The organism is Paraburkholderia dilworthii (assembly GCF_000472525.1).
GTDB classification, from domain to species: Bacteria; Pseudomonadota; Gammaproteobacteria; order Burkholderiales; family Burkholderiaceae; genus Paraburkholderia; species Paraburkholderia dilworthii.
The window spans coordinates 157,650-170,327 of sequence record NZ_AWZT01000008.1; the positions used below are offsets into that span (position 1 = coordinate 157,650).

General features: G+C 63.2%; 13 protein-coding genes and 1 pseudogene. 7 read left to right on the plus strand and 7 right to left on the minus strand.

Translation table 11 applies throughout. The annotated features are described in order from the left end of the window. Positions 1 to 64: 64 nt before the first annotated feature. The 3 genes from F759_RS0110350 to F759_RS0110360 all read right to left on the minus strand — a co-directional run bounded on the left by F759_RS0110350 (position 65) and on the right by F759_RS0110360 (position 2,491). Positions 65 to 607 carry a hypothetical protein gene (locus tag F759_RS0110350; RefSeq protein WP_027799787.1) on the minus strand — a complete coding sequence of 181 codons (543 nt, stop codon included), beginning with the start codon at positions 605 to 607 and terminating at the stop codon, positions 65 to 67. Then, positions 604 to 1,194, minus strand: a complete 591-nt coding sequence (locus F759_RS0110355; protein WP_027799788.1) for a hypothetical protein — start codon at positions 1,192 to 1,194, stop codon at positions 604 to 606. The genes F759_RS0110350 and F759_RS0110355 overlap by 4 nt, the downstream gene beginning before the upstream one ends. Before the next feature lie 238 nt (positions 1,195 to 1,432). Then, positions 1,433 to 2,491 (minus strand): sigma-54 interaction domain-containing protein, encoded by a 1,059-nt coding sequence (locus F759_RS0110360; RefSeq protein WP_027799789.1) that lies wholly within the window; start codon positions 2,489 to 2,491, stop codon positions 1,433 to 1,435. A 308-nt stretch (positions 2,492 to 2,799) separates the two neighbouring features. Between F759_RS0110360 and F759_RS0110365 the strand changes: the two genes are divergently transcribed. The 6 genes from F759_RS0110365 (at position 2,800) to otsA (ending at position 7,733) form a co-directional block, all read left to right on the plus strand. Then, positions 2,800 to 3,117 (plus strand): DUF883 family protein, encoded by a 318-nt coding sequence (locus tag F759_RS0110365; RefSeq protein ID WP_027799790.1) that lies wholly within the window; start codon positions 2,800 to 2,802, stop codon positions 3,115 to 3,117. Positions 3,118 to 3,365: 248 nt separating this feature from the next. Continuing rightward, positions 3,366 to 3,632, plus strand: a complete 267-nt coding sequence (locus F759_RS0110370) for a hypothetical protein (RefSeq protein ID WP_027799791.1) — start codon at positions 3,366 to 3,368, stop codon at positions 3,630 to 3,632. A gap of 299 nt (positions 3,633 to 3,931) precedes the next feature. Further along, entirely contained in the window at positions 3,932 to 5,332 is a 1,401-nt protein-coding gene (locus F759_RS0110375) for a sigma-54-dependent transcriptional regulator (protein ID WP_027799792.1), read from the plus strand. A gap of 90 nt (positions 5,333 to 5,422) precedes the next feature. Then, on the plus strand, positions 5,423 to 5,650 hold the full coding sequence (locus tag F759_RS44030; RefSeq protein ID WP_027799793.1) for a hypothetical protein: 228 nt from the start codon (positions 5,423 to 5,425) through the stop codon (positions 5,648 to 5,650). A gap of 154 nt (positions 5,651 to 5,804) precedes the next feature. Continuing rightward, a complete protein-coding gene (locus tag F759_RS0110385; protein ID WP_027799794.1) occupies positions 5,805 to 6,080 on the plus strand; it encodes a hypothetical protein in 276 nt (91 codons plus the stop codon). A gap of 225 nt (positions 6,081 to 6,305) precedes the next feature. Next, positions 6,306 to 7,733, plus strand: coding sequence for an alpha,alpha-trehalose-phosphate synthase (UDP-forming) (gene otsA / locus F759_RS0110395; protein ID WP_027799795.1), 1,428 nt, complete (start codon positions 6,306 to 6,308; stop codon positions 7,731 to 7,733). Between the two features lie 142 nt (positions 7,734 to 7,875). Here the strand turns inward: otsA and F759_RS0110400 are convergent, their stop codons facing one another. The 3 genes from F759_RS0110400 to F759_RS0110415 all read right to left on the minus strand — a co-directional run bounded on the left by F759_RS0110400 (position 7,876) and on the right by F759_RS0110415 (position 10,609). Then, entirely contained in the window at positions 7,876 to 9,324 is a 1,449-nt protein-coding gene (locus F759_RS0110400) for an MFS transporter (RefSeq protein WP_084534236.1), read from the minus strand. 173 nt (positions 9,325 to 9,497) lie between these two features. Continuing rightward, a complete protein-coding gene (locus F759_RS0110410) occupies positions 9,498 to 10,001 on the minus strand; it encodes a YbhB/YbcL family Raf kinase inhibitor-like protein (RefSeq protein ID WP_027799797.1) in 504 nt (167 codons plus the stop codon). A gap of 161 nt (positions 10,002 to 10,162) precedes the next feature. Beyond that, positions 10,163 to 10,609, minus strand: coding sequence for a very short patch repair endonuclease (locus tag F759_RS0110415; protein ID WP_027799798.1), 447 nt, complete (start codon positions 10,607 to 10,609; stop codon positions 10,163 to 10,165). 506 nt (positions 10,610 to 11,115) lie between these two features. Between F759_RS0110415 and F759_RS40765 the strand changes: the two are divergent. Then, a pseudogene (locus F759_RS40765) lies at positions 11,116 to 11,250 on the plus strand (alpha/beta hydrolase); the annotation flags it as partial. Between the two features lie 57 nt (positions 11,251 to 11,307). On the opposite strand, the gene dcm reads toward F759_RS40765, so the two are convergent. Beyond that, the gene (gene dcm, locus F759_RS0110430; protein WP_027799800.1) at positions 11,308 to 12,582 is read right to left on the minus strand and encodes a DNA (cytosine-5-)-methyltransferase; all 1,275 of its coding nucleotides are present in this window, start codon (positions 12,580 to 12,582) and stop codon (positions 11,308 to 11,310) included. Positions 12,583 to 12,678 lie beyond the last annotated feature (96 nt).

Genomic DNA, 12,678 nt, shown 5'->3' on the forward strand with positions numbered 1-12,678 from the left:
GTGAGTCGAGGCAGCGCTTACTGCGGCGCTTTTGCGGTGTTCCGTGCTTTTACGGGGCTCCGTTTTATTGCAGGTTGCCCCAACGTTCAACCGCCGGTTCCGCCGACGCCCATTTCCAGCCCTTGTCCTGCTGACACGCGCTGGCGGTGTACCAGTCTTCATGCGCGCCAGGACCGTCACCGTCCCGCACCGAGAACACAAATTCCTTGCACAGTGCGAGCGCCGAACCGAATGCGCGAGTGACGCGCACCTCGCCGTGACCGTTCTCGATGGGCAGCGTGTGTTTGACCGACCAGAGCCGCGTTTCGCCGACCGGCATCGCGCCCGCCAATGCCGCGATCAGATTCTGCTGGTCGGTGTGCATGCTGCGCATGTAGCGGCCCACGGCTTCGTCCGTCGCAGCTTGCACGGCGATACCCACACCGATGCCGACTGCCGGGTTCGATGTGACGAGGCCCGACGCGACACCCGCAGCCGCGCCGCTGGCCGCACCGATCGACGAGCAACCGCTCGTCAGCAAAGTCGCGCTGACGCACAGCGCGCCGGCAAGCGCCGTCAGGCTCAGGCGACACAGCGGCTTTCCAGTCGCAAGCGCAGGCGCTCTCATTGCAATGCGCCCCAGCGCTCGGTAGCGGGCTCAGCCGACGCCCATTTCCAGTTCTCGCCGTCGCGGCAAATCGACGCGACGTAAAACGCGCTGCTCGCGGGCACGTCCTTGGTGGCGATGCGATCGACGGAGAAGACGATTTCCTTGCAGTCCAGCGTACCCGCGCTGATCGTGCGGCTAACCGTGACGCGGCCGTGCTCGTCGTCTTCAATTGGCACGGAGTGCGTGACGCTCCACGGCGCGACGGCGCCGACTTCGAGCGGCCCGGCGATCTTCGCGATGCCGTCTTGCGTGTTCCTGTGGACCACGCGTTCCGAGTACTGCACGCCGGCTCTCGCCGCGGCCACTGCGCCAAGACCGATACCCGTGGCAACGGCGGCATTGTTGGTCACTTTCGCTGCGATCGCTGCGCCAGCGATACCCGCGCCCGCAGTGGCGCCTTCCGTGTAGAGCGAACCGCAGCCGCTCAGCGCCGCCGAGCCCGCCACCGCCAATGCAACCATGATCGTTGCATAAGCACGTCCGCGGGCGGCCGATTGTTTTAAGCGCGGTCTCAAGCACCCGGCCCACACCATTTTCTTTCGCATTCCCTCTCTCAATCTTGCAAGTGCCTGGGTTCGTGCAACGCAGTCGACGAACGAGCAGCACGTCTTCCCATCGTTAAAAATGGGCTGCTGCATTTTGCAGGATGCGTTTGTAAATGGCAGAGGGAAAGTGCAAGAAATTGCAAAAGATGATGCGCGCCAAACCGGTTTCTGCTCAGAGGCAGACCGGTTTGATTGGCGGTGCGAACTGATTGACGAGGAAACTTCTGCGGAAGTCTGTCTATCGTTCGGTATCTTCTTCCGCGCCTTCGTCGCCGTATGCGCTCAAGCGGTTGTACAGCGTCTTGAGACTCACGCCGAGCGCTTTGGCGGCGCGCCGCTTGTCGCCGCCGCAGTACTTGAGCGTGCCGAGAATGATCTGCTTTTGAGCGTCCGCGAGCGGCGTGCCGATCCACACGCTCATCGCGTCGCCCTGCGTGACGGGCCGCTTCACCTTCGACGCGAGATGCGGATGCGGCAACTCGACCGTTTTTTCCGCGAGAATAAACGCGCGGTACACCGCGTTCTTCAGTTCGCGCACGTTGCCCGGCCACGACCAGGTGCGCAGCGTTTCGATCGACCGTTTGCTGAAGCTCTTGCTGGTGCCTTCCTGCTGGTTCAGCTGCGCCAGAAAGTGCTGCGCGAGCAGTTCGCGATCGTTCTCGCGTTCGCGCAGCGGCGGCGCACGCAACGGAAAAACTGCCAGCCGGTACATGAGGTCTTCGCGCAGGCCGTTTTCCTTGACGGCCACGGCCGGGTCGCGATTGGTCGCGGCGATCACGCGCACGTTGCCGCTGATCAGCTCGTTGCCGCCGACGCGATAGAAGGTGCCGGTCTCGAGCGCGCGCAAAAGTTTCACCTGACGCACAGGCGCCATTTCGGTGACTTCATCGAGAAACAGCGTGCCGCCGTTCGCGTGCTCGAAGTAGCCGACGCGTCCTTGAACCGCGCCGGTAAAGCTGCCTTTTTCATGACCGAACAGCTCGGCCTCGATCAGCTCGTCGGGAATCGCGCCGCAATTCACGGCGACGAAGGGCGCCTCCTTGCGGCCGCTTTGATCGTGAATCGTACGGGCGATCAGCTCCTTGCCGGTACCCGACTCGCCGATGATCAGCGCGGTCGCGTCGGTGCTCGCGACGCGCTCGATCTGCTCGTATAGATCGAGCATTACCGGGGACGAGCCGTACAGCAGGCCGTACGATTTCAGTCCCGCGATGCCGTCCGCGACGCGCTGTCTAGCCTGAGCGGAAGCACTGCCGCCGGCGGACACAGTGGGCGAGTCCAGATCGATTGACGCCATAAACGGGGAAGTCCTGTGCAAATGAGTTCGTTGTTGCGGCGCGCAGGCCTAGGAACGAGACAGCTCTTGAAGTCGTGTCTCACAATAGTCAATTTAACCACTTCGACGGCGCTTCCTGCAATCTATGTGACAGCTATCGACGAACTGCCGCGGCCACTCGGTCGAAACTGCGCGGCGTGGACGCGTTCCCCTGCAGCGGTCTTGCAAACTTACCGGGCACATGATTTGCGCCGTGCTGCCGACACGCGCGTGCTCCGGCTGCGAATGCCGCGGCTCGCGAGCGCTGACCCCAGACGAGGAGTAAAAAGATGACTGACACGACGCAACAGCTTGCACTCGGCGGCCAGAAGATCGTCGAGGATCTGCGAGTGCTGGTGAAAGATTCGGAGGAAATGCTGCGGCTCGCCGCCAATGTGCCGGGCGAGGGCGTTGGCGCATTGCGCCAGAAACTGGGCACTCATGTCGAAACGCTGCAATCCGCACTTGGCGACGCGCAGGACAACGCGCAGCGGCGTTATCGCTCGGCGACCGTCAACACCGAACGCTATGTGCGGCAAAACCCCTGGAGCTCGGTTGCCATTGCGGCGGGGCTCGGCTTTGTGCTGGGCGTGCTGAGCGCGCGTTGAGCGCCGGTTTATCGACTGAGCGTCGGCCGCATGCCGGTTGCACGCCGGCTGCATACCCGTTGCGAACGGCTGCAAACGGCTGCGATCGGCTGCGATCGGCTGCATCGCCTCCGCACCGGCCGCGTCCCGGCCGAAATTGACTGGCAACCGGCAGCGTTTCGCCTGACGCCCGGCGATTTATCGACGGTGACCGGCAACACGGCGCGCCCGTTCACCTTCTCCCGTTTAACGACCACAAGGAGTTCACGATGGCTCGACCCAAAATTGGCATCTTCGGTGCGCTCATGGCACTTGGCGGCTTTCTCGCAGTGCGTTATGTTCAGCGCAATCGTGCCGCCCAGGCAGCGACCGGGCGTGAGCTGAACCGCTGGGAAGACGAGGGCGGCGCAGTTGCCGCATCCTCGGCCTCGTCCACTGCGCCTGCCAAGGTCTCGGCGGTGGGCGGCAGCCCGGGCGCGCACGGCCCCAACGGCTCGGCGCATCCGGACGCCTGGCCATTTCCACACAGCAGTTGAGCCGGCTTTCCGGCAGCGCGCCGGGTCCAATCCATTGGCATCGGCGTACTGCCGGGACTGTTAAATTGTCTCAGTAAGGCCTTATAATAGGTAAATACACAACAATAGTGCCGATCACGTCCCGTTTTTTGCGTGTATTGTTGCAATATTGAATGGAATTGGTGACCAAGTGCTTTATGCAGGTTGGTGTGCGCTCACGTTGAGATGCATTGCCAACCGCACGGCGCGAGGTCGTCGCGGCTTTTTCAGCATGCGCTGCGCATGCTGTTCCTCCCACGCTTGCAGGCTTTCGAGACGCGATGCCACATGTACTGATTGTCGACGACGACGCAGGTACCCGCGAGGCGCTTTCCGCCATCATCGGGGAAGACGGCTTGACCACCGCCACCGCGGGCGATTTGCGCGAAGCGCGTATCCAGCTGGTCCGGCAAATGCCGGACGTTGTCTTTACCGACCTCAAGCTGCCAGACGGCAGCGGGGTCGAATTGTTCGAAGATCTCGATCCGCGCTCCGGCGTGGAAGTGATCGTGATCACTGGCCACGCCACGGTGGAATCGGCTGTGAACGCGCTGAAAATGGGCGCCGCCGACTACCTGGTCAAGCCGATCAACATGCAGCGCGTGAAGGCGATCCTTTCGCGTCTGCCGCGCGCCGGCGACCTCAAGGCGGAGATCGGCACGCTGCGTGGCGAATTGCGCCGCATGGGCCGCTTCGGTCTGATGCTCGGCAATTCGCCGGCCATGCAGGAGGTCTACGACCAGATTGGCCGGGTCGCGCCGACGGCAGCTTCCGTGATGCTGGTTGGCGAATCGGGCACCGGCAAGGAGGTCGCCGCGCAGACGCTGCACGAGCTCAGCTTGCGCCGCAAGCATGCGTTTCTCGCGGTGAACTGCGGCGCGATCTCGCCGAACCTGATCGAATCCGAAATGTTCGGCCACGAGCGCGGTTCATTCACCGGCGCAGACCGTCAGCACAAGGGTTATTTCGAGCGCGCGAACGGCGGCACGCTGTTCCTCGACGAAATCACCGAGATGCCGATCGAGCTTCAAGTGAAGCTATTGCGCGTGCTCGAAACCGGCATGTTCATGCGAGTGGGCACGACGAAGGAAATCGAGACCGACGTGCGTCTGATCGCCGCGACCAACCGCGATCCGGAGCAGGCGGTGCTGGAGGGCAAGCTGCGGCTCGACCTCTACCATCGGCTGAATGTGTTTCCGATCAGCCTGCCGCCGCTGCGCGACCGGGGCAAGGACGTGGAGTTGCTGGCGCAGGCGTTTCTCGACGAACTCAACGAGCGTCACGGCACGCGCAAGCATTTCCCACCCGCCGTGAAGGAAATGTTGTTGTCGTATCCGTGGCCGGGCAACGTGCGTGAGCTAAAGAACTACGTTCAGCGCGCGCACATCATGTCCGGCACGGACTCGGACAGTACCGCCACGGTGCCGTTGCAGATCACGTTGTCGAAGCCCGCGGCGGGCACGGCGATTACGATTCCGTTCGGCACGTCGCTCGCGGAAGCGGACCGTCAGCTGATTCTGGCGACGCTCGAGCAATGCGGCGGCGTTAAGACACGCGCCGCGGAGATTCTCGGCATCAGCCTGAAGACGCTCTATAACCGCCTCGTGGAATACGGCAACGACGCGCGCGAAGACGGCGATGCCGCCGACGAATCGCGCGCGCTAGGCGGCGCGGACGCGTGACGGCGAACCGCCGCGTTGCGGCCGGGAGCCCACGTCTGACGGCACAGGCTTTGCTGCATTCAGATCGAATGCATAACGAGGATGACTGATATGCCGGAATACGCTGCCGCTCCCGCGTTGCCTCTTCGCAAGCATGCGCATCGTCCGGAGCCAATTGAGCCGCCCTCGGCGCCACCCACTCCGGGCGAGCCGGACACGGTGCCCGACCCGAGTCCTCAACCGATCGAACCGGTGGAGCCGCCGATAGGCGATCCGCCGCCGCAGCCGACGCAAACTCCGCAAGCCAGTCGCCAGGCGCCAATCTCTCTGCGGCTCTGACATTGAGGGGACGTTGCGCCTTGCCGGGGCGTAGCAAATTTGTGTACATGTTACAAATGCGGCGCATGTTTTACCGGCAATTATCGTCGTCGCTCCCCGACTGTGTTGGTGCCGTCGTTGTCTGGCGGCGCGGCTTTGCCCGGAGGCATCGATCATGAGACACCCAGCACTGCGGCGTTCGGCACGCCACTCGAAGCGCGACAGCCGCCCTGCGGCGAGCAAGAACGTTCCGCCGCTTTCTCCGGCGACCTCTTCCGCGCCCGCTACCGATTCTTTCCCCGCACCGGCGTCGCCCGCGCCGCATCACGACCCGTCCGCGCAAAACCGTGTGGCCCCCGACGCGCCGCCTGATGGCGAGTTCAACCAGGGCGGCGCGCGCAAGGAAGGCCTCGACTACCAGCGCGATCTCGGTTCCGAGCAGGACGCGTGACGCTCGCTGCCTGCAAACGAATTACCCGAGAAACGCGTTCACCGTTTTGTCGGAGGAAACGAAAAGAAGTTCTTCGCGGCGCTTCGGTACAGCGGGTTTTTGCTCGCCCGTCACATTCGCATACATTTTTTATTGTCAGGTTTCGGCAAAACGGCACGCGATTTGCATGCACCTTTGCGGCACATATCCGTACGCAACGAAACAACTGAACTAGGTGGAGCACCAATGAGCAGACTGATCGTGGTATCGAATCGTGTTGCGCCGACCCAGGAAGGCCGGCCCGCAGCGGGCGGTCTGGCGATCGGCGTGCTAGACGCATTGAAGGAAACAGGCGGAGTCTGGTTCGGCTGGAGCGGCGAGACGGTCAGCGAGCCGTCGGCGCCCGTGATCGAGAAGCAAGGCAACGTGACCTATGCGACCGTCGGGCTCACCAAGCGCGACTACGACCAGTATTACCGCGGCTTTTCGAATGCGACGCTATGGCCGACGTTCCACTATCGTAATGATCTGTCGCGATACGACCGCCAGGAATATGCGGGCTATCAGCGCGTCAATGCGACGCTTGCCAAGCAGCTGAAGGAACTGCTGAGACCCGACGACATCATCTGGGTTCACGATTACCATCTGCTGCCCTTCGCGCGATGCCTGCGCGATCTCGGCGTGAAGAACCCGATTGGCTTCTTCCTGCATATCCCGTTTCCGGTCCCCGAGGTTTTGCGCACGATCCCGCCGCACGAGGAGCTCGTGAAGGCGATGTGCAGCTACGACGTGGTCGGTTTTCAGACGGAGGCGGATCGCCAGTCGTTCGTCGATTTCATCGAACGCGCCCATCACGGCACGTCGAGCGAAGACGGTATGGTTCACGCGTACAACCGCTTCCTCAAGGTGGGCGCGTATCCGATCGGCATCTATCCGGACGCGATCGCCAAGGCGGCGGAGCAGTTCACCGACCGCAAGCCGGTGCGCAGCCTGCGTGACGGCATGCGCGGCCGCAAGCTGATTATGAGCGTCGACCGTCTGGATTATTCGAAGGGGCTTGTCGAGCGTTTCCAGGCGTTCGAGCGCCTGCTGCTCAATGCGCCTGGATGGCACGGCCGTGTGTCGCTGGTGCAGATCGCACCGCCGACGCGATCGGACGTGCAGACCTATCAGCGGATTCGTCAGACGCTGGAAGGCGAGGCGGGCCGCATCAACGGCCGCTTCGCGCAGCTCGACTGGACACCGATCCAGTACCTGAACCGCAAATACGAACGCAATCTGCTGATGGCGCTCTTCCGCCAATCGCAAGTGGGCTACGTGACGCCGCTTCGCGACGGCATGAATCTGGTCGCGAAGGAATATGTCGCGTCGCAGGATCCGGCCGATCCGGGCGTGCTGGTGCTGTCGCAATTCGCCGGTGCGGCCGAGCAGTTGCCGGGCGCGCTGGTCGTCAATCCGTTCGACCTCTCGCAGATGGCCGAGGCGCTCGAACGCGCGCTGTCGATGCCGCTCGCCGAACGCCAGGCGCGTCACGCCGACATGATGGCGCCGATGCGTGAGAACAACCTGTCCGTGTGGCGCGATACCTTCCTCGGCGATCTGCGCAACGTCGCCACAGCGTCTTCAGTCACGGCCAAAGCGGTAAAGCTCGCTGACGTGACGGCGTCGTCATAGGTGGATCGACGGCAGCGCGGTTCTCGCGGAGCCGCGCGGGCTCGTCACGTCGGAGCGGGTGCTGAAAGAATGAAGAAGGGAAGGGCGCGGATCGCGTGATGCGATTCGCGCCCTTTTGCCGTCGGCCTCGCGAAGACAAAGATCAGACGGGCTGCGCGTTGACCCGCTGCATTACCCGCATCGTGCTGACCACCGCGGCCACTGCCGAAAAACCCGCCGCCACATACAGCGCGACGACCGGCCCGTTGTGCGGCGCAACCCCGAAGATCAACGCGACGAGCGCCGCGCCGAGCGTCTGGCCGGTCAGCCGCGCGGTGCCCAGCATGCCGCTCGCGCCGCCGCTGCGCTCGCGCGGCGCCGACGACAACATCGTGCGGTTGTTCGGCGACTGGAAAATGCCGAAGCCCGCGCCGCACAAGGCCATGCGCCACGCGATCTGCATGGCATCGGGATGCGGGCCGAGCGTCGCGAGCAGCAGCAGTCCCACCGTCATGGCGGCGAGTCCGATGCCGCCGAGCCAGCCGGACGACACCTTGTCGGACAGCACGCCGGCAATCGGCGCGGCAATGATGATGATCGCGGGCCACGGCGTCATCAGGAGGCCAGTGTCGACCTGCGAGAAACCCAGTGTGTCCTGCAACATGAAGGGCAGCGACACAAAGGCGAGCATCTGCGCACAGAACGAACAAACGGAGGTCCCGATCGACAGCGCGAAGATCGGAATCCTCAGCAAGTCGATCGGCAGTAGCGGCGCTGGCCGGCTCAATTGACGACGCACGAAGAAGTAGCCGATCACCACCGCGCCGCCCAATTCCGCGGCGACGTAGCCGAGCCGTTCACCGTGCCCGAATCCGTCGACCGCGAAAATCAGCAGGCCGAATACGAACGCGTTCATTACCGCGCTTAGCAGATCGTATGGCGACTCGTGGCCGCGGTTCATCGGCAGCGCCTTGAAGCCGCCGACAATGGCCGCGATGCCTATCGGCACATTGATCGCGAAGAGCCAAGGCCACGAAGCGACGGCGAGCACGCCCGAGGCCACCGTGGGTCCCACCGCCGACGACACTGCGACCACCATCGCGTTGATCGCGACGCCGCGCCCTAGTTGCGTCGGCGGATAGATCATGCGGACAAGCGCCGTGTTTACGCTCATGACGCCCGCTGCGCCGAAGCCCTGCACCACACGAGCGATCGCGAGTGTCGGCAGCGAGGTGGACAGCGCGCAGCCGAAAGACGCCACCGTGAACAGAATCAGGCCGCCGAGATAGATGCGCCGGTAACCGATGCGGTCGCCAAGCGACGCAAGCGGCAGCAGCGAAATCGTGATGGCAAGCTGATACGCGTTGACGACCCAGATGGAGCCGGCCGCGCTCGCGTGGAGGTTTCGCGCGATGGTGGGCAGCGCGACATTGGCAATGGCGCTGTCGAGCACCGCCAGCGTGAGGGCGAGTGCGATGACGAGCATCGCCCAATAGCGTTGCGGCGTCGGCAGGCCGTGTTCGGGATTAGGCGCAGCGGCGTGGTCGCGAGCGAGGGTCTGCGCTGCGTCGGGCGGTACGGCGCGGCCATTGCGCGATGGTTGTGCGTGCATCGGTTATTCGATTTGCCTTGAACAGCCCGCCGATCTGATGGTGAGCCGTGGGTAATGCGTGCCGTTGCCAACGGTTCGCGCGAGCCGCGGCGATGCCGGCGCGGTGAACGCGTCGGCCATGCGCCGGCGACGCCTGCGTCATGCTCAGGCGGCGCGGCCTCGCAAGTTCGCCGTTACTTGAGTTCGTACAGGCCGGTGTGCGTCGTCGAGTCGATCTCGTTCATATGCGTCATGAAGCGCGCGACTGCATTGGTGGTCTCCGCATTGATCGGCAGATGCGGCACTGACAGCGCATGCAGCCGGAAGATGTAGCGATGCGTCTTGTCGCCGCGCGGGGGCGCCGCACCGCCGAAACCGACCGTGCCGTAATCGTTGCGCACTTGCAGCGCGCCTTGCGGCAGCAGCGAGCCGTCGGCCTTGCCGGCGTTGCGCGGCAGCGAACGCACGTCGGCGGAAATGTTCACCACAACCCAGTGCCAGAAGCCGCTGCCAGTGGGGGCGTCGGGATCGTGCACGGTGAGCGCGAAGCTTTGCGTGTCAGCCGGCGCGCCTTCCCATTGCAGCGCGGGCGAGATATTTTCGCCGTCGACGCCGAAGGCCTTGTCGTCGAATTCATGCGCCTTCGGCATGAAGCCGTTGTTCGGGAAATCGTCGGACCAGAGACGGAAATCAGCCATAGTGTGCCTCCCTTCTTGGTGGGTTTTCGAGGGTCGAAGCGAGCGATTGCAGCGCGGCGCCAGCGTCATGCTCGACGCGCCAACGCGCTTCGGGTTAGCCAATCGAGTGTATCACCGCGGGCTTTCGGTTCGCTCGCAAGGCGCCCGGCTGCGGGCGGCTTTTATGCACGCTCTTCGAAGCTCGGCGCGTCGCTTTTCAACCATTCGACGAGCCGCGTCAGCACGCCCTCGATATCGCGATTGGCGCCGCGCAAAGCGCATTCCCATACGACGCCGACGCGCCAGCCGCCGGCAAGCAATGCGTCGCGGACCTTGTCGTCGTTGCTGCGGTTGCGGCCGATCTTCTCGCGCCAGAATTCAGGGCGCGTCTGCGGCCATTTGAAGAGATGACAGTCGTGGCCATGCCAGAAGCAGCCGTGCACTAGGACGACGGCACGATAGCGAGGCAGCACGATATCCGGGCGTCCCGGCAGATCGCGCGCATCGAGACGAAAGCGAAAGCCCTGTCGATGCAGCAGACTGCGAATCAGGACTTCGGGCTTCGTGTTGCGGCCGCGAATGCCGGACATCATGCGGCTGCGCGTCGCGCTATCGACGATATCGACCATTGTTAGCGCTTTATGCCGGGCTGCATGCCGCACTGCGGCGAACTCGCGCCGCCCGAGCACTAAGGTGTAGGCGAAGGGCGTTGTGTCGATTCATGCGTGAGCTCCCCGGTAAGCAGCGATTGCCTACGCGTGAGCACGAGGCGCGCCACGTCGGGCGTCGCCGGCACTGAATGTGGATCGCGCGCAAGCCAGCCGGCTCACGCCGGCACTTGCCAGTTTACGCAAAATTGTTTGCGTCGAGCGCGTATGGGGAAGCCGTGCGGGCCGCGTCAGGACCTGCGCACCGGCATGCAAAGACTTTCTCTTCTGCGCAGGTCCGACTCGTAATCTTCAAGAGTGTGGTCGAGAGGCCGCCCACGCTCACGGCGCGTCTGCTCGAATTCGCGCTTCTCTTCCTTGAAACCGCCATTCTCAATACGCGCGACGGCAAGCCTGTTCGATGACCATCAGGACGAGCCGGCGGACGACGAGACATCCGCCGGCTCGACGCATTGTTCGACCGCATCAATCAGAAGATGATGGCCGCCCGTCTTAATGCGAGGAAGATCGGTACGCTGGCAGCAAGTCATGCGTCGCTTGCTTCGCGGCCCGTGGAGGTCGCCGCGCTGATTGATGAGGCGGCAATCGCTTCGGGTAACTGATCGTTTTCGCCGCTCGGTCCCGAACGGTTGACGGACGGCGGTTCGTTGCCCGAGTGGCTATGCGTGCAGGCGCATCTCCGTTCGCGCAGGTTCGCGATGTACCGCGAGCAGCGCTGCGATATGCGGAGTCATGATGCGCGCCACTTCGTGCATGACCGGAACCACCACGCTGTTGCCGAACTGGCGATACGCTTGCGTATCGCTCACGGGGATCACGAAGTCGTCGGGGAAACCCATCAGACGCGCGCACTCACGCGGCGTCAAACGGCGCGGCCGCTCGCCTTCGCCTTGCGCGAGAAGTATCTCCGAGCCGTCCTTGTGATAGCGCGCAGAAAGCGTGCGCGTGACACTCCCGGGCGTAACCAGTCCGAAGCCGAAGCCGTTTCCCGCTGCGCGATGTTTGTCGGCGTATGCCTGCAGGTACGCCCACAGCTTCGGCGTGAGCGTGTATTTCGGCTGGACGTTGCGACGGACGTGGTCGAAGAAGCGTTCGCCGTCGTGCGGCAGCACCGGCTCGCTGCCATCCGTCCTGTGCAGGATCGACGCAAGACGCGGCCCGGTTGCCGGCAAGCGCAGATCGTCGAACGAAAATTCGGTCTTCTCGCGAAAGCCGACAATGACGATTCGCTCGCGATGCTGCGGCGTGAAGTGTTGTCCGTCGATTACTCTGTAGTGAACGTCGTATTTCAGTTCTTCGCGCAGCACTTCGAGAATCGTTCTGAAGGTATTGCCTTTGTCGTGCGACACGAGATTCTTGACGTTCTCGAGCAGGAACGCGACCGGGCGCTTTGCATCGATGATGCGCGCGACGTCATAGAAGAGCGTGCCTTGCGTCGTGCACTCAAAGCCATGCGGACGGCCGAGCGAATTTTTCTTGCTCACGCCCGCAATGCTGAACGGCTGACATGGGAAGCCGGCGAGCAGCACGTCGTGCGGTGGAATCGCATCTTCCGCAAAGGAAACGATGTCGCCGACGAACTGATGTGCGCGATCGGCGTCCTGATGATTTTGCCTGTAGGTTTTCTTCGAGAACTCGTTCCACTCGCTTGTGAACACGCATCGACCGCCGTGCGCTTCGAAGCCCCGGCGAATCCCACCGATGCCGGCAAAAAGGTCGATGAACTGGAAATCCGGCCCGCTCTGCGCGAGCGCCTTGCGCGCTTTGGTGTGCAGCATTTCGCGCAAAGCCGCTTCCGCGATCCGGGGGCAACTTTGATCAGTCTTCCAGCGGCGAATGGTTCTGACGTCTTTTCCGCAGCGTGCCGCGATTTCGCCTTGGCTGTAGACCTGCAACGCTTGTAAGAGCAGGTCGTGCCGCGTGGCCGTTGTCATGTCACTTGTTCTCGCTGGGAATTTTGGCGGACATTTTGACCGTTCGATAACCGCCTGTCTAGGAATTTTAGGGCGCGATATGCCGCGTCGGACCCG